21 protein-coding genes are annotated in these 22,464 nt (G+C 52.4%); 20 read left to right on the forward strand and 1 reads right to left on the reverse strand.

Annotated elements, in window-relative coordinates; translation table 11 throughout:
* Positions 1-64 precede the first annotated feature (64 nt).
* The 8 genes from RAC89_RS18795 to RAC89_RS18830 all read left to right on the forward strand — a co-directional run bounded on the left by RAC89_RS18795 (position 65) and on the right by RAC89_RS18830 (position 10,631).
* Positions 65-2,032: an FAD-dependent oxidoreductase gene (locus RAC89_RS18795; protein WP_306615250.1), complete on the forward strand. Its 1,968-nt coding sequence runs from the start codon at positions 65-67 to the stop codon at positions 2,030-2,032.
* Positions 2,033-2,440: 408 nt separating this feature from the next.
* Positions 2,441-3,706 carry a histidine--tRNA ligase gene (hisS, locus tag RAC89_RS18800; RefSeq protein ID WP_306615251.1) on the forward strand — a complete coding sequence of 422 codons (1,266 nt, stop codon included), beginning with the start codon at positions 2,441-2,443 and terminating at the stop codon, positions 3,704-3,706.
* 37 nt (positions 3,707-3,743) lie between these two features.
* Entirely contained in the window at positions 3,744-5,522 is a 1,779-nt protein-coding gene (gene aspS, locus RAC89_RS18805; RefSeq protein ID WP_306615252.1) for an aspartate--tRNA ligase, read from the forward strand.
* Between the two features lie 28 nt (positions 5,523-5,550).
* Positions 5,551-6,303, forward strand: a complete 753-nt coding sequence (locus RAC89_RS18810; protein WP_306615253.1) for a tRNA threonylcarbamoyladenosine dehydratase — start codon at positions 5,551-5,553, stop codon at positions 6,301-6,303.
* A gap of 154 nt (positions 6,304-6,457) precedes the next feature.
* Entirely contained in the window at positions 6,458-6,766 is a 309-nt protein-coding gene (locus tag RAC89_RS18815) for an ArsR/SmtB family transcription factor (protein WP_284637968.1), read from the forward strand.
* Between the two features lie 11 nt (positions 6,767-6,777).
* Positions 6,778-7,788, forward strand: coding sequence for a cation diffusion facilitator family transporter (locus RAC89_RS18820; RefSeq protein ID WP_306615254.1), 1,011 nt, complete (start codon positions 6,778-6,780; stop codon positions 7,786-7,788).
* A gap of 42 nt (positions 7,789-7,830) precedes the next feature.
* Positions 7,831-9,147, forward strand: a complete 1,317-nt coding sequence (locus tag RAC89_RS18825) for a replication-associated recombination protein A (RefSeq protein WP_306615255.1) — start codon at positions 7,831-7,833, stop codon at positions 9,145-9,147.
* Between the two features lie 167 nt (positions 9,148-9,314).
* Positions 9,315-10,631 (forward strand): hemolysin family protein, encoded by a 1,317-nt coding sequence (locus RAC89_RS18830; RefSeq protein WP_306616134.1) that lies wholly within the window; start codon positions 9,315-9,317, stop codon positions 10,629-10,631.
* A gap of 52 nt (positions 10,632-10,683) precedes the next feature.
* Here RAC89_RS18830 and mnmA read toward each other — a convergent pair whose 3' ends face one another.
* A complete protein-coding gene (gene mnmA, locus RAC89_RS18835; RefSeq protein ID WP_284637976.1) occupies positions 10,684-11,766 on the reverse strand; it encodes a tRNA 2-thiouridine(34) synthase MnmA in 1,083 nt (360 codons plus the stop codon).
* 177 nt (positions 11,767-11,943) lie between these two features.
* On the opposite strand from mnmA, the gene cymR reads away from it, so the two are divergent.
* The 12 genes from cymR to RAC89_RS18895 all read left to right on the forward strand — a co-directional run bounded on the left by cymR (position 11,944) and on the right by RAC89_RS18895 (position 22,405).
* Positions 11,944-12,363 (forward strand): cysteine metabolism transcriptional regulator CymR, encoded by a 420-nt coding sequence (gene cymR, locus RAC89_RS18840; RefSeq protein WP_284637978.1) that lies wholly within the window; start codon positions 11,944-11,946, stop codon positions 12,361-12,363.
* A gap of 20 nt (positions 12,364-12,383) precedes the next feature.
* Positions 12,384-13,535 carry a cysteine desulfurase family protein gene (locus RAC89_RS18845; RefSeq protein WP_306616135.1) on the forward strand — a complete coding sequence of 384 codons (1,152 nt, stop codon included), beginning with the start codon at positions 12,384-12,386 and terminating at the stop codon, positions 13,533-13,535.
* Between the two features lie 211 nt (positions 13,536-13,746).
* Positions 13,747-14,271 (forward strand): PRC-barrel domain-containing protein, encoded by a 525-nt coding sequence (locus RAC89_RS18850; RefSeq protein ID WP_284637979.1) that lies wholly within the window; start codon positions 13,747-13,749, stop codon positions 14,269-14,271.
* Positions 14,272-14,281: 10 nt separating this feature from the next.
* A complete protein-coding gene (locus RAC89_RS18855) occupies positions 14,282-14,479 on the forward strand; it encodes a hypothetical protein (RefSeq protein WP_014371928.1) in 198 nt (65 codons plus the stop codon).
* A 222-nt stretch (positions 14,480-14,701) separates the two neighbouring features.
* Positions 14,702-15,772, forward strand: coding sequence for an AI-2E family transporter (locus RAC89_RS18860; RefSeq protein ID WP_306615256.1), 1,071 nt, complete (start codon positions 14,702-14,704; stop codon positions 15,770-15,772).
* Between the two features lie 131 nt (positions 15,773-15,903).
* The gene (locus RAC89_RS18865; protein WP_306615257.1) at positions 15,904-17,184 is read left to right on the forward strand and encodes an ArsB/NhaD family transporter; all 1,281 of its coding nucleotides are present in this window, start codon (positions 15,904-15,906) and stop codon (positions 17,182-17,184) included.
* Positions 17,185-17,242: 58 nt separating this feature from the next.
* The gene (locus RAC89_RS18870) at positions 17,243-17,524 is read left to right on the forward strand and encodes a hypothetical protein (protein WP_306615258.1); all 282 of its coding nucleotides are present in this window, start codon (positions 17,243-17,245) and stop codon (positions 17,522-17,524) included.
* A gap of 758 nt (positions 17,525-18,282) precedes the next feature.
* Positions 18,283-20,898, forward strand: a complete 2,616-nt coding sequence (gene alaS, locus RAC89_RS18875; RefSeq protein ID WP_306615259.1) for an alanine--tRNA ligase — start codon at positions 18,283-18,285, stop codon at positions 20,896-20,898.
* 82 nt (positions 20,899-20,980) lie between these two features.
* Positions 20,981-21,244, forward strand: a complete 264-nt coding sequence (locus tag RAC89_RS18880; protein WP_284637993.1) for an IreB family regulatory phosphoprotein — start codon at positions 20,981-20,983, stop codon at positions 21,242-21,244.
* 80 nt (positions 21,245-21,324) lie between these two features.
* Positions 21,325-21,741 (forward strand): Holliday junction resolvase RuvX, encoded by a 417-nt coding sequence (gene ruvX / locus RAC89_RS18885; RefSeq protein WP_306615260.1) that lies wholly within the window; start codon positions 21,325-21,327, stop codon positions 21,739-21,741.
* Positions 21,742-21,747: 6 nt separating this feature from the next.
* Positions 21,748-22,074, forward strand: coding sequence for a DUF1292 domain-containing protein (locus RAC89_RS18890; protein ID WP_306615261.1), 327 nt, complete (start codon positions 21,748-21,750; stop codon positions 22,072-22,074).
* 25 nt (positions 22,075-22,099) lie between these two features.
* Entirely contained in the window at positions 22,100-22,405 is a 306-nt protein-coding gene (locus RAC89_RS18895) for a DUF1292 domain-containing protein (protein WP_284637998.1), read from the forward strand.
* Positions 22,406-22,464 lie beyond the last annotated feature (59 nt).

The raw sequence follows: 22,464 nt of genomic DNA on the forward strand, positions 1-22,464 counted from the left end.
AAGATGATTCATTCATCTTAAAGCCCTGCAATAAAGCAATTATCCATTCCATACGAGGTGTATCATGTCTTCCAAAGCAAGGAAAGCCAAGACGATAGCCGTATTATACCTAATCTTTATGATCCTGTTGGTGGGAGCCGTTGGGGCTGCTTATGTTCTGAAAAGCAAGGGGTATATCAAAAATAAGGGCCAGGTGGGCCAGGCGCAGGAGCTCGCTGCAGTCAAGACGGTTAAAGATCCGAAGGACAGCTACGACGTCATTGTCGTAGGCACCGACCCGGAGGGGGTGGCCGCAGCGGTTTCAGCCGCAAGGAACGGTCTCAGCACGCTGCTGGTCGACGGCCGGGACCGGGAAATTCTCGGGGGCCTGATGACCCTTGGTTGGCTGAACAGCTTGGACAATAACTATGAGCCGGACCGGGGCGTGCTGCATAAGCAGGAGATTTTGAACCAGGGTATTTTTACGGAGTGGTACAAAAAGGTGGAGGGCGACTCCTTCGACGTAATTACTGCGGCGAATGTGTTCAATCAGCTCGTCGCCGAGCAGAAGAACATTGACGTCCATTTGCTGGCCAAGTCGATTGAGCCTGTTCTGAACGGCTCCGCCATGACCGGCGTAAAAATTACGAAGCAGGACGGCTCGGTCAAAACCGTACAATCACGCGCTGTGATCGATGCGACGCAGGATGCGGATATCGCTGCTGCTGCCGGGGTCCCTTACACCTACGGCCGCGAGGATATCGGCGATAAGAAGTCTAAGATGGCGGTAACGCTCGTATTCCGCTTGAAGAACATCACGCCGGAGGTTTGGGATGCGATGTCGAAGCGGATGGAAGCCGATGGGGATGAGGGCACCGGCGCGAACGCGATGAGCGTGTGGGGCTATAAGGACATGAAGGATTACCCGCCGGTGAACAAGGATCGCGTTGCCATGCGGGGACTGAACATCGGCAGACAGAATAACAACACGATGCTGATCAATGCGCTGCAAATCTTCGGGATTGACGGCACGGATCCGAAATCCCGGGCGGAAGCTTTCGAGCTGGGCAAGAAGGAGCTTCCGCTTATCGTCGACTACATGAAGAAGAAGTATCCTGAGCTTGCCGGCATTGAGCTGGACGCTACGGCGCCGGAGCTGTATGTACGGGAAACCCGCCATATCCAAGGGGAATACCGCCTGAGCATTCTGGACGTGATGGAAAATCGCGATCAGTGGGACCGCATCGGGTTCGGCTCCTATCCGATCGATATTCAGCGGTTATCCCCTGCCGATACGGGCTCGGTCGTAGGCGTCCCGCTTCAGTACGCCATTCCTTACCGCAGCATTGTCCCGCTGAAGGTGGACGGGCTGCTGGTTGTCGGACGTGCTGCGAGCTATGACACGCTGCCGCACGGCACGGCTCGGGTGATTCCGGTCGGAATGGCCGCCGCTCAAGCGGCAGGCGCTTCCGTAAAGATCGCGAAGGAGCAGAATATGACTTTCCGTCAGCTGTCCGCCTCCAAGGAATCGATTGCTAAACTGCAGGATACACTGAATGCACAGGGTGTTGTGCTTAAGCCGTTTGATATTAAAGCAATGAATCTGCCGGAAACGAATAAAGCCTACAAGGGCTGGAAGACGTTTATGGAGCATAAGTCTTACGAGGGTCTGAAGGTGGCGATGTCGCTAGGTCTTGCCGGCGGCGGTTACTCTAATGATTTCCAGCTGGATGCGAAGTCTAACCAGCAGCGATTTATCAATCTGCTGGAGGGGTCGAAGAAATCGAAGCCGGATGTGCTGACAGGCTCGCCTTCAGCGGCTGTAGCCAAAGGTACCGATGCGAAGACACTGCCCGTCACGCTGGAGGCCGCGGCGCAGATGGTCGCCCTGGTTACGAAGCAGGAGGCCCCGCAGGGCGCAGCCGTTCAGGCTATGCTGAGCAAAGGATATTTGACGCAAGCAACCGTCGACCTGATTGCTAACAAGCAGGAGCTGACCAATGGCGATACCTATATGGTGCTGAAGGATCTTTTTGCAAAGATCCGAAAATAGGTGCCGGAAGAAGTCGAAATTACACCTTTTTTCTTGACATTGGAAATGGGTATCGGTAGAATAGAACCTAATTATCACAATGTGATCCGTTGATGGGACAAAGTACTTCGAGTTGGCGCTTATCCAGAGAGGGAAGCCTTGGGCTGTAAGCTTCCTTAAGCGAATCGGACGAACAGACCTCCCGGAGGACGAACGGGGAACCGGAGCTTGTCTTAAGCTTTGCAGTAGCCGTTTGCGTGCGCGGGCGTTAACCGTATGAGTGTGAAGAAGCTTTGGTTTCGTGCCGCTTCTTCGAATCGTGGGTGGTACCGCGGGAGCTATCGAATGTTGCGTTCAAGTCTCTCGTCCCTGACATTTGTTCAGGGGCGGGAGATTTTTTATTTTCACAAAGGAAGGAGCGGTTTACTAATGAGCATTCAAAAGCCGAAAGGCACACAGGATTTGCTGCCGGGTGAAATCGAAAAGTGGCAGTATATCGAATCGAAAGCAAGAGACATCTGCCAGCGTTTTAATTACCGCGAAATCCGCACGCCGGTGTTCGAGAACACGGAGCTGTTCCAGCGGGGCGTTGGCGAGACGACGGACATCGTGGAGAAGGAGATGTACACCTTCATCGATAAGGGCGACCGGAGCATGAGCTTGCGTCCTGAAGGAACCGCGGGCGTGGTGCGCGCCTATGTGGAGAATAAGCTGTACGGAGAGCCGGATGTAAGCAAGCTGTATTACATCGGACCGATGTTCCGTTATGAGCAGCCGCAAGCGGGACGTTATCGCCAATTTCATCAGATTGGGATCGAAGCCTTCGGCTCGGTGGATCCGAGCATCGACGCGGAGGTCATTGCTCTGGGTTACACCTTTTACAAGGAGCTTGGACTAAAAGACGTAACGGTGGAGCTTAACTCCGTCGGAACGCCGGCCGTAAGAGCAGCCTACCGGGAGCACATTCAGAAGTTTTTCGCTCCGGTGAAGGAGCAGCTGTGTAAGGATTGTCAATCGCGCTATGACCGTAATCCGATGCGGATTCTCGATTGCAAGATCGACCAGAAGTACTGCGAGGGCGCACCGACGATTACGGAGCATCTCGATGAGGAGTGCCAAACACACTTCGAGGCCGTTCAAGAGCATCTGAAAGCTATGGAGATTCCCGTACGGCTTAACCCTCGTTTGGTTCGCGGACTGGATTACTATACGCACACCGCCTTCGAGTATAAGGCAGCCGGTATCGGTGCAATCGATACGATCGGCGGCGGCGGACGTTACAACGGGCTCGTAGGCCAAATCGCCGGCGGGAACAACGATCAGCCGGGTGTCGGTCTCGGTCTTGGCATGGAGCGCATTTTGCTTGTGCTTGCGGCGCAAGGCGTTGAGATTCCGGGCGTGAAGCCGCTTGACGTGTACTTGATCGGGCTTGGCGAAGCGGCGGAGAAGGAAACCGTGAAGCTGCTGCAGGGCTTGCGTCTTGCCGGGCTGACGGCGGAGAAGGATTATCTCAACCGGAAGATCAAAGCGAAGATGAAGTCAGCGGACCGCTACCATGCTTCTTATGTGGCGATTCTCGGGGAAGATGAGCTGGCCCGAGGCGAGATTACCCTAAAGGCGATGGCGACCGGGGAACAGGAAACACTGCCGCTCACAGCCTTCGTCGAAACAGTTAAACAGCGGATCCACGTATAATTCTTATATAAATTTACTACACTTGGAGGTAACAGGTATGTTGTTAAAAACACATCATTGCGGCGCGCTGAGCAAAGCAAATGTAGGAGAAACGGTTGTATTGAACGGATGGGTGCAGCGCCGGCGCGACCTGGGCGGCGTATTGTTCATCGACCTTCGCGACCGCAGCGGATTGGTTCAGATCGTATTCAACCCGGAGTTTTCCGGAGAGGCTCTGGCAATCGCCGACCGTGCGCGTAACGAATATGTGCTTGCCGTAAAAGGAAAGGTCATTAACCGCGACCCGGAAACCGTGAACCCGAACCTGCCTACAGGCGAGATTGAAATTCAGGTAACCGAGATCGAAATCATGAACGCAGCGAAGAACCCTCCGTTCTTCATCGAGGACGGCATCGAAATCGACGAGCAGCTGCGCCTTAAGTACCGTTACCTGGATCTTCGCCGTCCGGAAATGCAGCGCACGCTGATGCTCCGTTCCAAGGCAGCAAAGCTGTTCCGCGACTTCTTGGACGACAACGGCTTCGTTGAAGTCGAAACTCCGATTTTGACCAAGAGCACGCCGGAGGGCGCACGCGACTATCTCGTACCAAGCCGTGTGCATCCGGGCGAATTTTTCGCACTGCCGCAATCTCCGCAGATCTTCAAGCAGCTGCTGATGGTCAGCGGGATGGAGCGCTATTATCAGATCGCCCGCTGCTTCCGCGACGAGGACCTTCGTGCGGATCGCCAGCCGGAATTTACGCAAGTGGACATTGAAACGTCCTTCCTGTCGCAGGATCAGCTGCTCGAGCTGATGGAAGAGCTGGTGGCGCGTTTGTTCAAGGAAACTACCGGAACAGATATTCCTCGTCCGTTCCAACGGATCAGCTATGCCGACGCCATGGGCAAATACGGCTCCGACAAGCCGGACCTGCGCTTCGGGCTCGAGCTGAAGGATGTATCCGACATCGTAGCCGCTTCCGGCGTGCAGGTGTTTGCGAATGTCATTAAGAGCGGCGGCCAAGTGAAAGCACTGAACGCAAAGGGCTGCGCAAGCTGGAGCCGCAAGGAGATCGACGATCTCGGCGTTTATGCGGCGCGCTACGGAGCAAAGGGTCTCGCTTGGATGACTTACAAGGAAGGCGAGCTGAAGGGTCCGATCGTGAAGTTCTTCAGCGAGCAGGAGCTGGAAGCGCTGAAGGAACGCCTGGAAGCACAAGAGGGCGACCTGCTGTTGTTCTCGGCCGATAAGAAGAAGGTGGTTGCGGATGTTCTCGGCAACCTGCGTCTGAAGATCGGTAAGGATCTCGGTCTCATCAACGAGAGCGAGTTCAAGTTCGCCTGGGTTGTCGACTTTCCGCTGCTTGGCTGGGATGAGGAAGAGAAGCGTTATGTGGCGGAGCACCATCCGTTCACTCGTCCGAAGGAAGAGGATCTGCATCTCTTCGATTCCGATCCGGGTGCCATTCGTGCGCAAGCGTACGACCTGGTATTGAACGGATACGAAGTGGGCGGCGGCTCCATGCGGATCTACAAGCGTGAGGTTCAGGAGAAAATGTTCCAAGCGCTCGGCTTCTCCAAGGAAGAAGCGCAAGAGAAATTCGGCTTCCTGCTGGAAGCGTTCGAATACGGCACGCCTCCGCACGGCGGTATCGCCTTCGGCTTCGACCGGTTGGTCATGCTGATCGCGGGTCGCACGAATCTGCGCGAGACGATCGCCTTCCCGAAGACGGCCAGCGCTACGGATCTGCTGACCGATGCTCCGGGGCCGGTCGAAGACAAGCAGCTTGAGCAGCTGTCCATTCGTTTGGCACTCAAGCAGCCGTCCTCGAAATAACCTTTACTCGATAAGGAGTCGTTACGATATGCTCCATCAGTTTTCCCGTACGGAGCTCGCAGTCGGGCCGGAAGGCTTGGAGGTTCTGAGAAATAGCTCGGTAGCGGTGCTTGGCATCGGCGGCGTCGGTTCGATCGCGGCCGAGGCGCTTGCCCGCACCGGAATAGGGCGAGTGATTTTGATCGACAAGGATGTCGTGGACATCACCAATATCAACCGCCAGGTCATCGCCTTCCTGTCCACCGTCGGCCAGCCGAAAGCCGAGCTTATGAAGGAACGTATCGCCCAGATCAATCCGGAATGCGATGCCGTCGCCTTGAAGATGTTTTATACCGAAGAGACGTACGAGCGGCTATTTGAATACCCGCTCGACTACGTGCTTGATGCTTCGGATACGGTGACCTACAAGATTCACGTGATCAAGCAGTGCCTGGAGCGGAAAATTCCGATCATCTCCAGCATGGGCGCAGCCAACAAGATGGACCCGACCAAATTCCAGGTGGCCGACATTTCGCAGACGAAGATCGATCCGCTGGCGCGCGTGATTCGCCACAAGCTGCGGAAGGAAGGCATTAAGAAGGGCGTGAAGGTGGTCTATTCTACTGAGGAGCCATTGAAGCCTCGCGTGGATGTGACACAGCGCATCGTGCCTGAGAATGCGCCGGAAATCCGCAAGGCGCAGCAGCCTCCCGCCAGCAATGCTTTTGTACCGCCGGTAGCGGGGCTGATCATGGTCAGCGTCGTCGTTCGAGATTTGTTGAAGAAAGCCGGAATTCAATAAAGCCAAAGTTTGAATAGAGCATGCCTTCCGATCCGCCACTCGGCGGATCGGGGGAGGGTGCTCTTTTTTCTTGACAAAATTTAGATTGGAGTCGATAATCTTATATATGAACATATGCTCATATTATACATATAGTGAAGAGGCGGGATTACGTATGGAAGCAAAAGAGCACTCGTTTCTAAAACCTCAGACGGTAGAACAAGTATCGCAAATATTTAAGGCGTTATCGGATCCGACCCGCATTCGTATCCTGCATATGCTGTCGCAGGAGGAATGCTCGGTGAACCACATGACAGAGGTGTTGGAGATGTCCCAATCCGCCGTATCTCATCAATTAAGCTTCTTGAGAACGATGAGGCTGGTTAAAAGCCGCCGCGAAGGTACGACAATGATTTATTCCTGCGACGACAGCCACGTTATTTCTCTGTTGAATCAAGCGATTAGCCACTCGGAGCATACTTAGGAGGGAACACAATGAGTACGCATGATCACAAGCACGACCACGGCGATTGCGATCACAAGCACGAGCACGACCACTCGCATCAACACGATCATGGTCATGGGCATCATCATGGACACGGCCACGGACACCACGGACATCATCATCATTTTGATCCGAACGGAAATAAAAAAGGACTCACGATTGCTTTATGTATTACGGTCGGCATTATGTTCCTGGAGTTTTTCGGCGGCTTGATTACGAACAGTCTGGCGCTCTTATCCGATAGCGGACATATGCTGAGCGATTCCAGCTCCCTGGTGCTCAGCCTTGTCGCCGTATGGTTTGCGGCTAAGCCGGCTTCTCCCAACAAAACCTACGGCTTTTATCGGTTTGAGATTTTGGCGGCCCTTTTTAATGGGATCACACTGTTCGTTGTGGCAGGATTTATCATATGGGAGGCCTATGAACGCTTCCTGCAGCCGCCGGCGGTAGCCAGCGGCTCCATGATGCTGATCGCATCGGTGGGACTTTTGGCCAATATTCTTAGCGCTTGGGCTTTAATGAGCAAAGGCGATGTGAAAAACAACATCAATTTGCGAAGCGCTTATCTTCATGTGCTTGGCGATGCCCTAGGGTCGGTTGGCGCTATCGCGGCCGGTTTGGTGATGCTGCTTTTCGGCTGGTATATTGCGGACCCAATTATCAGCGTACTGGTGGCGCTGCTCATTCTCAAAGGGGCTTGGGCTGTGATCAAGCATACCGTTCATATCTTGATGGAGGGGACGCCGACCACGGTCAACCCTTCCGAAGTGAAACAAGCATTGGAAAGCATCGAGGGAGTTCAAGACGTTCACGATCTCCATATTTGGACCATTACGTCAGGCTTGGATTCCTTGAGCTGTCATCTCTTGATTAATGACAATCAAGATAACCAGCGTGTTCTGCAGGAAGCGATCCGGCTGATTGCCGAGAAATTTCACATTCAGCATACGACGATTCAAATCGAAACCTCGGCCATTCACCACGAAGAAATGAAAGTATAGCACAACCCATTTGAAATATCGGCAAAGGAACGTGAGAACATCATGGACTTATTTACTATGGCAGCGGAGCAAAGTCCGGAGGGCAAGCTGCTCGCCGACCGGATGCGGCCGCTGACCCTGGAGCAATATATCGGGCAGGAGCACATCGTCGGTCCCGGCAAGCTGCTCCGTCGCGCAATCGAGGCGGATCAGGTGACCTCCATTCTGCTGTACGGACCGCCGGGTACCGGGAAGACGACCCTCGCCAACATCATTTCGCATCGGACCTCAGGCATCTTCGTAAAGCTGAACGCAGTGGATGCTACGGTGAAGGACGTTCGGGAGGTCATCGACCAGGCGAAGCAGAACCGGGCGCTATACGGCAAGAAGACGATCCTGTTCCTCGACGAGGTACACCGTTTTAATTCCTCCAGGCAGGATGCTTTGCTTCCGGCTGTGGAGCAGGGGACCATCATCTTCATCGGAGCCACCACGGAAAATCCGTTCCATCATGTGAACGGGGCCTTGCTATCCCGTTCTACGTTGTTTCAGCTGGAGTCGTTAACCCATGAGCATTCGCTTATCGCCATGAGAAGAGCGTTAGCCGATCGAGAGCGAGGCCTTGGCTTTCTTCCGCTTCAGGTAGAGGAGGAAGCCTTGGAGCACCTGGCCTTCATGGCCGGCGGAGACATTCGCCGCGCCTTGAACGCGCTGGAGCTGGCCGCTTTGACGACCCCTCCGTCCAACGACGGTACCATCGTCATTACTACGGAGGTAGCGGAGGAATCGATCCGCAAGCCGACGATTAAGGCGGATGAATCGACGCAGTACGACGTGCTGTCCGCCTTTCACAAAAGCCTCCGCGGCTCCAGCGATGCGGCGCTCTTCTGGTTTCTCCACGCGGTGGAGCGGCTGGGGATGGATCCGATGACGTTCCTGCGCCGTTTGATCGTCATGTGCAGCGAGGATATCGGATTAGCGAACCCTCAGGCTATGGTCCAAGCTGTGACGGCTATGGACGCCTATCATAAGATCGGCTGGCCCGAATCGAAATATGTGATTGCCCAAGCGATCCTGTTTGCTGTCGAAAGCCCCAAATCCAATGCGATCCCGATGGCGATCGACCGGGTGATGCAGGCCTTCGAAGGGATCCGCTCAGCTGAGGTGCCCCTGCATTTGCGCGATGGTCATTACAAAGGATCCGTTCAATTAGGCCACACGGGCTATTTATATCCCCACAATTACCCGGGGCATTACGTAGAGCAGCAATATTTGCCGGATCCGATCAAAACCGCGCATTTCTATGAGGCGACGGAGCAAGGGATGGAGGACAAAATCAGGCAAAATCAAGAGCGGAGGAGACGAACGGGCCATCGGTAACATTTTCGGAAGTTTTCGTTCTAGTCTGACAATTTCATATATAAAATGAATAATACATCTGAATGCTGAGGGAGGTGGTCCTATTCATCCCGGATCCGTAAGGCACGCTGCTCGAGGGCTGCAGGTCGGGGGGAATAGGGAGCTGTTTGGACAGTGATTCGTTACCGATGCTGATCAATGTCAGTTTAGTGCTGCTGCTGGTGTTCTTGAACGGCTTTTTCGTCGCCGCGGAATTTGCCATGGTGAAGGTGCGAAACAGCCGGATTCACTCCTTAGCGGAGGAAGGCCATCGAAACGCCAAGCTGGCTCGCTCGATTGTCAACAACCTGGACGCTTATCTTTCCGCTTGTCAGCTGGGCATCACGCTGGCATCGCTCGGACTGGGTTGGATCGGAGAGCCTGCGATCGCTAAACTGCTGGAGCCGGTTTTGGAACCGCTGCACTTGCCACAGACGGTTATTCATACGATTGCCTTTATCATCGCTTTTTCACTCATCACGGTGCTGCATATTACCTTAGGCGAGCAGTTTCCCAAAACCTACGCGATTCGCAAATCCGAGCAAGTCACGCTGCTATCTTCTTTGCCGCTGGTTTTGTTTTATAAGCTGATGTATCCCTTCATCTGGTTTCTGAACGGGACCTCGTCCTGGATGCTTCGCCGGGCCGGTATCGAGCCTACGGAGGAGCAGCATTCCGCCCATACGGAAGAGGAAATTCGCGTGCTGATGAAGGAAAGCAACAAAAGCGGCTTGATTGACAACACGGAGCTCGCGCTGATGGATAACATCTTTGATTTTGCGGAAACGAACGCCCGGGAGATTATGATCCCCCGAACGGAAATGGTGTGTCTGTACTCCCAGCTGTCCTATGAAGCCAACAAGGAGATCGCCATCAGCGAGATGCACACAAGATACCCGGTGTGTGATCCCGATAAGGACAATATTATCGGCTTCGTGCATATCAAGGATCTCTTGAAAACCGATAATCCTGTAAGCGGTATTACGAGTCTGGTGCGGCCGTTGACCAAGGTGCCGGAATCGATGCAGATCAGTGCCCTGCTGAAGCTGATGCAGAAGAAAAAAACGCAAATGGCGCTGCTGATCGACGAATACGGCGGTACTTCGGGACTTGTCACCTTTGAGGACATTATCGAGGAAATTGTAGGCGAAATTCAGGACGAATTCGATGAGGAACGGCCTCATATCGAGAAGCTGGAGGACGGAACCCATACGATCGACGGAAGACTGCTCATTGAAGAGGTCAACAGCTACTTTGGACTGGAGATCGAGTCGGACGATTACGATACGATAGGCGGCTGGGTCTACTCGCAGGTGGAAATCCCCCCGAAGAAGCACCAGAGCATAAGATATAACGACACTTATGAATTTATCGTTCATGAGACGGATCAGCTAAGAATCGCAAGGATTCTGGTTCGAAAAATGGAGCAGGGCAGCCATGCCGCTCCGGAAGCGGCTGAAGGATAGAAAAAACGGCGAGCAGGATGGACCTGCTGCGCCGTTTTTTTAGTAAACCGAGTTACTTGACCATCTTATCGATCGTTGCTCCGCCGAGACATACCTCACCGTCGTAGAAGACTACGGATTGGCCGGGAGTGATCGCCTTTTGCGGCTGATCAAAGGTAATCTCGGCCGTGCCCCCGGGGCCGAAACGAACGCTGACGCCTTGATCCGGCTGACGATAACGGAACTTGGCCGTGCACTTGATCTCGGCAGGAGCTTCGCCGCTGATCCAATTCACGTCCGTGGCAAGCAATCCGCTCGAGTACAGGCTCGGATGCTTCTCTCCCTGTACTACGTAAAGGATATTGTGCTCAAGGTCCTTGCCGGCCACAAACCAAGGCTCCCCGCTGCCCGAGCCGCCGATGCCCAGCCCTTGCCGTTGACCAAGGGTATAATACATCAGGCCATCGTGGCGCCCCTTGACTTCGCCCTCCAGGGTGCGCATTTCTCCCGGCCTTGCAGGAAGGTAGCCGCTGAGAAATTCCTTGAAGTTGCGCTCGCCGATGAAGCACACCCCCGTGCTGTCCTTCTTCTTAGCCGTAGCTAGTCCGGCCTTCTCGGCAAGGGCTCTTACCTCCGGCTTCGGAAGATGCCCGATCGGGAACATCGCCTTGGACAGCTGATACTGATTCAGGGCATTCAGGAAGTACGTTTGATCCTTGTTGTTATCCACTCCGCGGAGCAGCCGATACTTTCCATCCTTGTGATCGACGCGGGCATAGTGGCCGGTCGCGATATAATCTGCGCCCAGCTCCAGCGCCTTTTGCAGGAATTCGCCGAACTTGATCTCCCGGTTGCACATGACGTCCGGGTTGGGCGTCCGGCCCTTACGGTATTCATCCAAAAAGTAATTGAACACCTTGTCCATGTATTGTTTCTCAAAATTTACCGTATAATAGGGAATGCCGATTTGGTCGCAGACGCGGCGGACATCCTCCGCATCCTCTTCGGCGGTGCAGTGACCGAATTCGTCGGTATCGTCCCAGTTTTTCATGAATACGCCTATGACTTCGTAGCCTTGCTCCTTGAGCAGCAGGGCCGAAACGGAGGAGTCAACACCTCCGGACATGCCTAAAACAACGCGCGGTTTGGTAGCCATCTATATCAATACCTCTCTTTGCTTCATAAAGTATAGCTTGTATTATACATAGGATTCCCCAAAGAATAAAATATTTCAACAATATGTCAAGGTTTTTCACCCACTGCAGGGGGTTTTATGATAACATAATAATGATACAAGTATGTATGAAATGTAAAGTAAATGAGGTGCTCTGATTTGAAGATTTCAACGAAAGGCCGCTACGGATTGACGATCATGATGGAACTGGCGACAAAATACGGAGAAGGGCCCACCTCACTGAAAAGTATTGCAGAAAAGCATCAGCTTTCCGAGCACTACTTGGAGCAGCTGGTCGCTCCGCTTCGCAATGTCGGTTTAGTTAAGAGCGTACGCGGTGCTTACGGTGGTTATATATTGTCTAAAGCGCCGGAAGAAATTACATCCGGTGATATCATTCGCGTTCTGGAAGGGCCTATCAGTCCGGTGGACTTCACGGAAGAGGACGACCCTGCCAAACGGGATTTATGGGTAAGAATTCGCGACAGCATTGCAGCCGTTCTGGATTCGACGACGCTGGCCGACTTGATTTCCTTTAAGGACAGCGGTCACAGCGATAATTATATGTTCTATATTTAGCGGAACTCGTGGTGAATCATTTGGAACTTATCTATGTCGACCATGCCGCGACGACGCCGGTGCATCCGGAAGTCATCGAGGCCATGCTCCCTTTAATGACAGGTCATTTCGGCAATGCCTCCAGCACACATCAGGCAGGGCGGGAAGCCCGGGCAGCCTTGAACCGGTCAAGGGACACGATTGCAAGCTTCATCGGATGTAAACCCTCCGAGCTGGTGTTTACCTCCGGGGGGACGGAGAGCGACAATTCCGCTTTATTCTCCGTTGCTGAAGCCTATCAATCTCGGGGGAAGCATATCATCACAACGGAAATCGAGCATCATGCGGTTTTACACGCATGCGAGCATTTGGAACGAATGGGCTATGAGGTAACCTATCTGCCTGTAGACCAGAGAGGACAAATTCGTTTGTCCGATTTGGAAGCGGCCATTCGTCCCGATACCATTCTGATCAGCGTGATGTATGGGAACAATGAAGTGGGTACGCTTCAGCCGATTGAAGCCATTGGCGAGCTGGCCCGCAGCCGGGGCATCGTATTTCATAGTGACGCAGTGCAAGCCTTAGGTCATGTGGATATCGATCTGCAGCGGCTGCCGGTGGATTTGATGAGCTTTTCCGCGCATAAGCTGGGTGGCCCCAAGGGGGTCGGCGCGTTATATATAAGCAAGCATGTCCGGTTCCAGCCGCTGCTTTACGGTGGAACCCAAGAACGCAAGCGCCGTGCCGGAACAGAGAACACGGCTGGCATCGCAGGCTTCGCGAAGGCTGTACAAATTTATAGCCGGAGCAAGTATGAATTGCAACAAAACTTGGAAAAACTACGTCAAGGATTCATACAGCAGCTTGAGGAACGGCTTGGCAAAGAGGGGTTTGTCGTCAATGGTCATCCGGAAGAGCGCCTGGCCCATATCGTCAATATCAGCTTTCCTGGGATCTCAACGGAAACCATGCTGATGAACCTGGATTTGGCGGGCATTGCGGCTTCCAGCGGCTCCGCTTGCACTTCCGGCTCTCTAGAGGTGTCCCACGTGCTTAAGGCGATGCAGCTGCCGGATGAAGTAACCCGTTCCGCCATTCGTTTCAGCTTCGGCGGAAGCAACGATTTTGAACAAATTGTGTACGTTGCCCGGCAAATTGAAACCATCACGGGACGTCTGCGTAATACAGTTTAAGCAAATGTTTAATTAATTTTTGATCTGCACGATAGTGAAATAGGGTTTGTGCCGAAGAGTTTACGTGCCGCCTTTGAAATCAAGTTATAACCGCATCATTTGTTCAATAAGAACTTGATTTCAAGAGCGTGCCGCAGGCACATCCCTTTTCACGCTAGTGTAGCAGATCAACGTATTTAACTTAACATTTGCGCACAGGAGAGAACCGCCAGTGAAACGAGCAAGGGATGTCATCGGACTACCGGTCATATGCGTTCAAACAGGCAAACAAGTGGGCAATGCCCGAGACTTCTTGCTCAGCGACCGCTGGGAGATCGAAGCGCTGCTTCTTGAGACCAAGCATTGGTTCTCCGAAGCAACGTGCATTCATTGGAAAGACGTGATCGCCCTGGGCGAGGACGCTGTTACGATCGAGAATGCCGACGTCATTCGGCCCGTTGAAGAGGCGCCGGAAGCAGCCGCATCGCTGCTCAGCGGATCACGCAAAATTAAAGGTCTTCCCGTTCTTACGGTGAACGGTCAACAGCTCGGTGTTATCGAGGATGTTTATTTGGAACCGGAATGGGGTAAAAAGGTAATAGGATATGAATTAACCGAGGGTTTCATTTCTGATCTGAAGGATGGCCGCAAATGGCTGCCGCTCCCTGAATCGGTTACTGTGGGTGAGGACGCGATCATCGTCCCCGTACACTGCAGCGAAGCGTTAGAGGAAATCTTCGTACCAAAAGAAGAATAGGGTGATGAGGATGTTACGTTGTCCAAATTGTAATTCCAAAGATATTGGGAAAATCGGCTCGCATCAATTTTATTGCTGGGGCTGCTTTATTGAATTGACGGTCAACGGCGAGAAGATGTCCGTATTCCAAGTGGAAGAGGATGGCACGTTGAGCTCGTTGGACGATTTGTTTTTTGAAGAGGAAATGCCGCAGGTTCACGCCAACTAGGCGAAGCCCGCTTATTTTTAGTCATAACGCTTGTATCAATCTTTACACCGCTCTGCAGTCCTTCTGCAGCAGCGGTGTTTTTTGTTATTATTTTATTCATGCACATGGGGGGATATGTCCCTTTTCCAGGAAAAGCGGCCAAGGGTTAAAGTGGGCGGGTTGTACATATACTGTAATGAGCCCGGAACTAGAGCCAAACGCTCATGTGTGTAGGAGGTGCCTATGGACCGTTTCAAAAATAGTCATTTGTTTACCGGAATGATCTATACGCTGCTTGCACTCTTTATCCTGTTCATGCTCCTCCAAATCAATCCGATCATTGTCAGTGTCTATGACTTCCTGCGCGAGGTGCTCACGCCCTTCGTGATTGCGATGATCATCTCCTACGTGCTGAACCCGGTGGTTACGCTGCTTAATGCCAGGAAGGTGCCGCGCACGATTGCCGTACTATTAATCTATGCATTATTTTTTACATCGCTCACGGTGGTCATGATGAATATGATACCCATTTTTCTCAAGCAGCTGCAGGAGCTGAACGAGCATATGCCGGATTTGGCGTTTAAAGCGCAGAGCCTGGTAGACGACTTGAATGACCTTCAATTCCTGCCGGACAGCGTTCGGCTTGGCATTAATACGTCGCTTGCCAAGGTGGAGGACGGGATCTCACTGGCCATTGCAGATTATATCAAGGAAATCGGAACGACGATCAATACGCTGTTTCTGATTTTCATCATCCCGTTTGTGGCCTTCTATATCCTGAAGGATTTTCAATTGATTGAGAAAACGGCGCTTGCCATTGTGCCCAAGGCGCATCGCAAGTCGATCGTGACCATGCTGGTGGATATCGATACGGCTTTAGGGAATTATATCCGCGGCCAATTTCTTGTTTGCGTCATTATCGGCGTGTTGGCCTACATCGGTTATTGGCTGAGTGGCATGCCGTATGCGCTGCTCCTTGCGTGTGTAGTAGGCATCTTTAACATCGTGCCTTACCTTGGTCCGTTCCTGGGTGCCGCGCCCGCGCTAATTGTGGCCTCCACCATCTCGATCAAAATGGTCATGTTGGTTGCGCTGGTGAATTTAGCGTGCCAAATCTTAGAAGGGAATGTCATCTCTCCCCAAGTGGTCGGACGCTCACTCAAGATGCATCCCTTGCTCATCATTTTTGCTTTATTGGTAGGCGGGGAGTTTGCCGGGGTAGTGGGACTCATCTTGGCCGTTCCCTTCTTCGCCGTAATGAAAGTCATCCTCCAGCACGTGTTTATGTATTACATACACCGCAAACCGACTTGACAAAAAAAAGGATAAGCCTTTATAGTAATTCTGGACAAAATACAAAAATCATAGCTTTTTTTCATGGAGGAGCCTGTCACCAAGGGCTCTTTCTGTGTTTTTTTGGCGGATTTAAGGAAAGAGGGAGTAAGATGGAACAGCAGGCTTGGATCGCAACGGCCTTATTTTTATTGGCGTACGGCTTCATTATCTCGGAAAAGGTTCATAGGACCATCATCGCAATGCTCGGTGGAGCGGTCATGGTGGTGCTTGGGATCGTCAGTCAAGAGGCGGCCATGCATCACATTGATTTTAACACGCTGGGACTTCTCATCGGGATGATGATTATCGTAGGGGTTACGGCCGAAACGGGCTTGTTTCGTTATATTGCCGTATGGGCCGCGAAGAAGGTGGGGGGTCATCCGGTACGGATCCTCATCGTGTTGAGCATCGTAACGGCGGTAGGGTCGGCCTTCTTGGACAATGTCACGACGGTGCTGCTTATGGTTCCCGTGACTTTCAGCATTACGCGGCAGTTGAAGGTAAACCCGGTGCCGTTCCTGATCTCACAGATCATGGCCTCTAATATTGGAGGAACCGCGACGCTCATTGGGGATCCGCCGAACATCATGATCGGCAGTGCTGTGCCTGAGCTGACGTTCATGGCATTTATCGAGAACCTGAGCTTGATCTCCTTCCTGATCTTGTTAGTTACGATTCCGTTCTTCGTGCTGTTTTACCGCAAACAGATTCAAACAACCGAACAGCTGCGCCAAAGCCTAATGACGCTGGACGAGAAGGCGGAGATTCGAGATCATGCCCTTATGAAGAAAAGCATCACCATTATGGGGCTTACGATCTTCGGCTTTTTTATTCACCAGATCGTTCATCTGGAATCGGCAACCGTCGCTTTGACCGGCGCGTTCCTGCTGCTGCTTTGGACAGGAGAACACACCATGGAGAAGGCGCTGCATAAAGTGGAATGGACAACCATCTTTTTCTTCGTCGGGTTATTCGTACTCGTATCAGGATTAGTAGAGACCGGTGTCATTGCCAAGCTGGCGAAATATGCTATGGAAGTGACCGGGGGCGATTTGGTTGCGACTTCCTCCTTGATTTTGTGGTTAAGTGCGATTGCTTCCGCCTTCCTGGATAACATTCCGTTTGTGGCGACGATGATCCCGATGATTCAAGAAATGGGAGTAATGGGGATAACGGATTTAGAGCCGCTCTGGTGGAGCTTGGCTTTGGGTGCATGTCTCGGGGGTAACGGAACCCTGATCGGTGCGAGCGCGAACCTGATCGTTGCCGGGCTTTCCGGAAGGGAAGGGCATCCGATTACCTTCATGGCGTATTTGAAGGTGGCCTTTCCGTTAATGATACTGTCCATCGTTATCGCTCACGCCTATGTTTATTTGCGCTATTTGATGTAAAATAATAGAAGTAGAGAAATTATGCCTGAAAGGTGCAGGAAAGAGGCGGGAGCAGCCGATGATTAGCTATGAATATAATGAGAAGCTAGTAAGTATAGAAGAGCAAAAGAACGGGGACGACATGGATGTCTGGCTGCGTTTCCCGTCGGCGAGTGCGGAAGCGGAAAAAGCCGTCAAACGGATTCGCGATGAGTTTGAGGCAAATGATGTCATGACGGATGTGCTGTTCTACGCTCATTCCGACGGCTATCAATGGGTTGTCCGCAACGACTTTTATGCGGACTTTCTCATGCAGCTGTTTAAGCATAAGCTGATTACATCCCTTCGCTGGACGGACTGATCCAAAGCAAAAACCTCTCCCATGGCGTGGAGAGGTTTTTGCTGAGGTTTGAGGGAATGGTTCTTCTTTGAGTGAGAATGATTTTCATTTGATGTTTTCATTGTATTACTAATGAGAATCATTGTCAATTGAAAACTGAATGTATGAGTAATTTTTTTGCCGAATCCGTCAAAAGGCGTGCCGTGTTGACAGTGTCCCTCCCTGACGTTTATAATTTGAGCATCTAGCGTAAAGCGTTGATGAAATTATAGTAGGTCAGAGCCCTTTAGCCAGAGAGAAGGCTTGGACGGAGTCCTTATGGATGACGTACCGCTGCGAAAGCCTTTCTGAAGAAGAATGACCGAACGCTCATTTCGGAGCGCGGATGAACTCCGCCGGTTGGACCCGTTATTCGTCCGTTCTAAGGAGATTGCGCGTGGGGCAGGATAGACACGTGCAGTAACCAGGGTGGTACCGCGATTAACATCGTCCCTGTATTATAGGGGCGATTTTTTTATGCCGTCAGGCTTGCGGGGTTTGAGTTATTTTTTCACTTTACAGCGTGGAGATGACCTAATCACGCGAGTAATTAAATGATTTTTTAACGTTACAGAATGCGTATCAGGAATCCTGTTGTCAATCCCGGCGGTGTAACGTGATATATTCACCTAACCTCTTGGTTGACAGTAAGTTTGTATTCCATTAAGAAGAAAAAATAGCGTTATGCAGATCTGTCGGGTACATCCGGACAGAATTAAAATATCAGGAGGTTTATTCTCATGAAAGCAAGTGAAATTCGCTCCAAGTGGTTGAAATTTTTCGAAAGCAAGGGTCACAATATCGAGCCGAGCGCGCCGCTCGTGCCTCATAACGATCCTTCCTTGCTCTGGATCAATGCAGGGATGGCGCCGCTGAAGCCTTACTTCGACGGACGCATCGTTCCGGAAAATCCCAGAATCGCCAACTCCCAGAAGTGTATCCGCACCAACGACATTGAAAACGTAGGCAAAACGCGCCGTCACCATACGTTCTTCGAAATGCTGGGCAACTTCTCCATCGGCGATTATTTCAAGGAAGAAGTCATCGAGTGGGCATGGGAGTTCCTCACGTCCCCGGAGTGGATCGGCTTCGATCCGAACCGCCTGTCTGTAACGGTGTATCCGGAGGATATGGAAGCGGCGGAATACTGGAAGCGTCTTGGCGTGCCGGAAGAGCGCATCTACAAGCTGCAGGACAACTTCTGGGATATCGGCGAAGGCCCTTGCGGACCTTGTACCGAAATTTTCTACGACCGCGGCGAAAAGTACGGAGATCTGAACGATCCGGAATGCTGGCCCGGCGGCGAGAACGAGCGCTTCCTTGAGGTATGGAACCTGGTATTCTCCCAGTTCAATCACAATAAGGATGGCAGCTACACTCCGCTTCCTCAGAAAAACATCGATACCGGCGCGGGTCTTGAGCGCTTCGCATCGATTCTGCAGGACGTTGACTCGAACTTCGATACGGACCTGTTCCAGCCGATTATTCAGAAAACCTGTGAAATTACAGGCGTCAAGTATCATGAAAACGATGAGCACGACGTAGCGCTTAAGGTCATTGCCGACCATATCCGGACCGTAACGTTTGCCGTAGGCGACGGGGTGCTGCCTTCGAACGAAGGCCGCGGCTATGTCATCCGTCGTTTGCTCCGCCGTGCGGTTCGATACGGAAAAGTACTGGGTATGGATAAACCGTTCCTGTATCAGCTGACACCGATTGTCGGGGAGATTATGGGCGTTTACTACCCTGAGGTGGTTCAGAAGCGCGAATTCATCGAACGCGTCATCCGCACCGAGGAAGAACGTTTCCATGAGACGTTGTCCGACGGCTTGAACATTCTCGCCGAAATGGCGGACAAAGCCCGCAAGCAGGGCAGCTCCCAAATCAGCGGGCAGGATGCCTTCAAGCTGTATGATACGTATGGCTTCCCGTTTGACTTGACGGAGGACTTCGCTGCCGAGAAGGAAATGACGGTGGACCGCGAGGGCTTCGACCAGGCTATGCAGGAGCAGCGTGATCGTGCACGTGCCGCTCGTCAGGAAACCGACAGCATGAAGGTGCAGGGCGGACCGCTGGCTGACTTTACGGTTAAAAGCGAGTTTGTTGGATATAATGAATTGGTAACGGATGCCACTGTCCTCGCCATTATCCATGAAAATCAAATGGTAGACCTTGTCGGTACAGGCGAAACCTGCCAAGTGATTCTGGATCGGACCCCGTTCTATGCAGAGAGCGGCGGTCAGGTCAGCGACCACGGTACGATTACGTCCGGTGCGACGATTCTTAACGTGGAGGACGTGCACAAGGCGCCGCACGGCCAGCATGTGCATACATGCGTCGTGGCCGGGGGAGTTCTTCGCAAGGGCGATAAGGTACAGGCGACGGTAGCATCCGATGTTCGTGAAGATATTATCAAGAACCACACTGCAACCCATTTGCTTCATAAAGCGTTAAAGGAAGTGTTAGGCGATCACGTCAACCAGGCAGGCTCTCTGGTAGCCCCGGAACGTCTCCGCTTTGACTTCTCTCACTTCGGCAGTATTACAGCGGAAGAGCTGCAGGACATCGAGGAGCGCGTAAACCGTCAGCTGTGGAACAGCATCGCTGTCGACATTTCGCTGAAGCCGATTGCGGAAGCCAAGGCGATGGGCGCCATGGCGCTGTTCGGTGAAAAATACGGCGACATCGTACGGGTGGTTCGAGTAGGCGAATACAGCTTGGAGCTTTGCGGCGGCTGCCATGTGCAGAACACAAGCCAGATCGGATTGTTCAAAATCGTCAGCGAGTCCGGCATCGGCTCCGGTATTCGCCGAATTGAAGCGGTGACGGGTCGTAACGCTTACCAGTATCTGGACGGCCAGCTCCAGCTGCTCCGTGATGCCGCCGCCCTGCTGAAATCGAACATTACCGACGTTCCAAAACGGATCGAGGCGCTGCATGCCCAGCTGAAGGACATGTCCCGCGAGAACGAATCGCTGCGCGGCAAGCTGAGCCAGATCGAGGCAGGCTCTCTCTCTGATCAAGTGAAGAGCGTGGACGGCATCTCCTTGCTGGCCGCCCAAGTGAGCGCAGCTGACATGGAAAGTCTGCGAAACATCGTTGACCAGATGAAAAATAAGCTCGGCTCCGGCATTATCGTATTGGGCGCTGTTTCCGAAGACAAGGTGAACTTGGTCGCTGCGGTAACGCAGGATTTAGTAGCCAAGGGCTATCATGCGGGCAAGCTTATCAAGGAAACGGCAGCACGCGTCGGCGGCAGCGGCGGCGGGCGTCCGGATATGGCGCAAGCCGGCGGTAAGGATGCCTCCAAGCTGCAGGAAGCACTACAAGCTGTGGAGCAGCTGATCCGCGCTTAACAAAAATAATTTTCCCTGTCAACAGGAATTTTTCGACAAACGGCGAATAAGAATGTATGATGTATTTGAGGGGGTGCGACACATGAGTTCGATGGATAAAACGATGAAATTCAACGTAAAAGCGGAAGAGATCGAAACCTCACCCAAAGAAGTTATTTTGGCGGTGTACGACGCACTTCAGGAGAAAGGTTATAATCCGATCAACCAGATTGTCGGATACCTTCTTTCCGGAGACCCGGCTTATATTCCTAGGCATAACAATGCTCGGAGCATCATTCGCAAGCGGGAGCGGGACGAATTGATCGAGGAGCTGGTTCGATCCTACCTTCAGCATTACAAGGCTTAAGCGTTAACGGCGGCGAGCGTGACTAGGGATGACCTGCGGAAGCGTTCGCCGCTTTATTTCATTCGTGGCAGGAGAGCTTTATGCGTTTACTCGGGATTGACTATGGGGATAAGACGATCGGGATTGCCGTAAGCGACGAGCTGGGATTTACGGCCCAAGGTCTTGAAGTGATCCGCCGGACTACGGAGGAGAAGGATCTGGCCCGCATTCAGGAGCTGGTGCGGCAATACGGCGTTACCGACCTGGTGGTCGGACTCCCTAAGAACATGAACAACACCATCGGCCCCCGTGGTGAAATTTGCATGGCATTCGCCCAAAAGCTGCAAGAAATACTACAATTGCCGGTGCATCTATGGGATGAACGTCTAACGACGGTTGCGGCCACGCGGACACTGCTTGAAGCGGATGTCAGCCGAAAGAAGCGCAAGCAGGTCATCGATAAGATGGCGGCGGGGCTGATTTTGCAAGGCTATATGGATTCTATATCGAAGAGGTGAGGGACAATGTCCGACAAGGATCAAGTATTGAGTCAAGAGCTGGTGGACGATGAAGAGCCGGAAATTATTTTTATCCCGGACGAAGAGGGCAATGAAGAAGAGTTCGAGGTCATTATGAAATTCGAGGTTGACGGCTCTGACGCCAAGTACATGATGGTTGTACCTGTCGATGCCGATGAGGAATCCGATGAAGTCTATGCCTTCCGTTATGAAGAAGACGGCGACGATCTGCAGCTGTACACCATTGATAACGAAGAAGAATGGAACATCGTGGAAGAGACCTTCAATACGCTGATGGAAGAATTTAACGGCGAAGAGGAAGAGTCCAAGTAGCACCCGGCTGTGGGGAGGAAGTTTCATGGATGCGGCAAGTGTGAAGGAGACGCGTCAGTTGCGCGATGCGTTCGGAGATGATATTATTTTGTATGACGAGCGTGAAGAATCCGTCGTGTTTCGCATCGTTTCGGAGTTTCTGGTGGGCGATCAAGGCTATGCCGTACTGGAGAAGGAGAACCCGCAGAAGGATGAGGGCCCCGAGATTTTTCGGGTCGGCCGTAATGCGGCGGGGGAACCGGAGCTGGAATCGATTGTGGACGACGAGGAATGGGAGAATGTCTCCGAGCTCTATGACGAAATGACGTTTCCGGACGACGAGAAGTTGTAAGGCTAACCTTGTTTATGTAATGAACAGCCTGAGCGGAGATATCCGCTCTTTTTCGTTTG

This window comes from Paenibacillus sp. GD4 (assembly GCF_030846225.1).
Lineage (GTDB): Bacteria > Bacillota > Bacilli > Paenibacillales > NBRC-103111 > Paenibacillus_G > Paenibacillus_G silviterrae.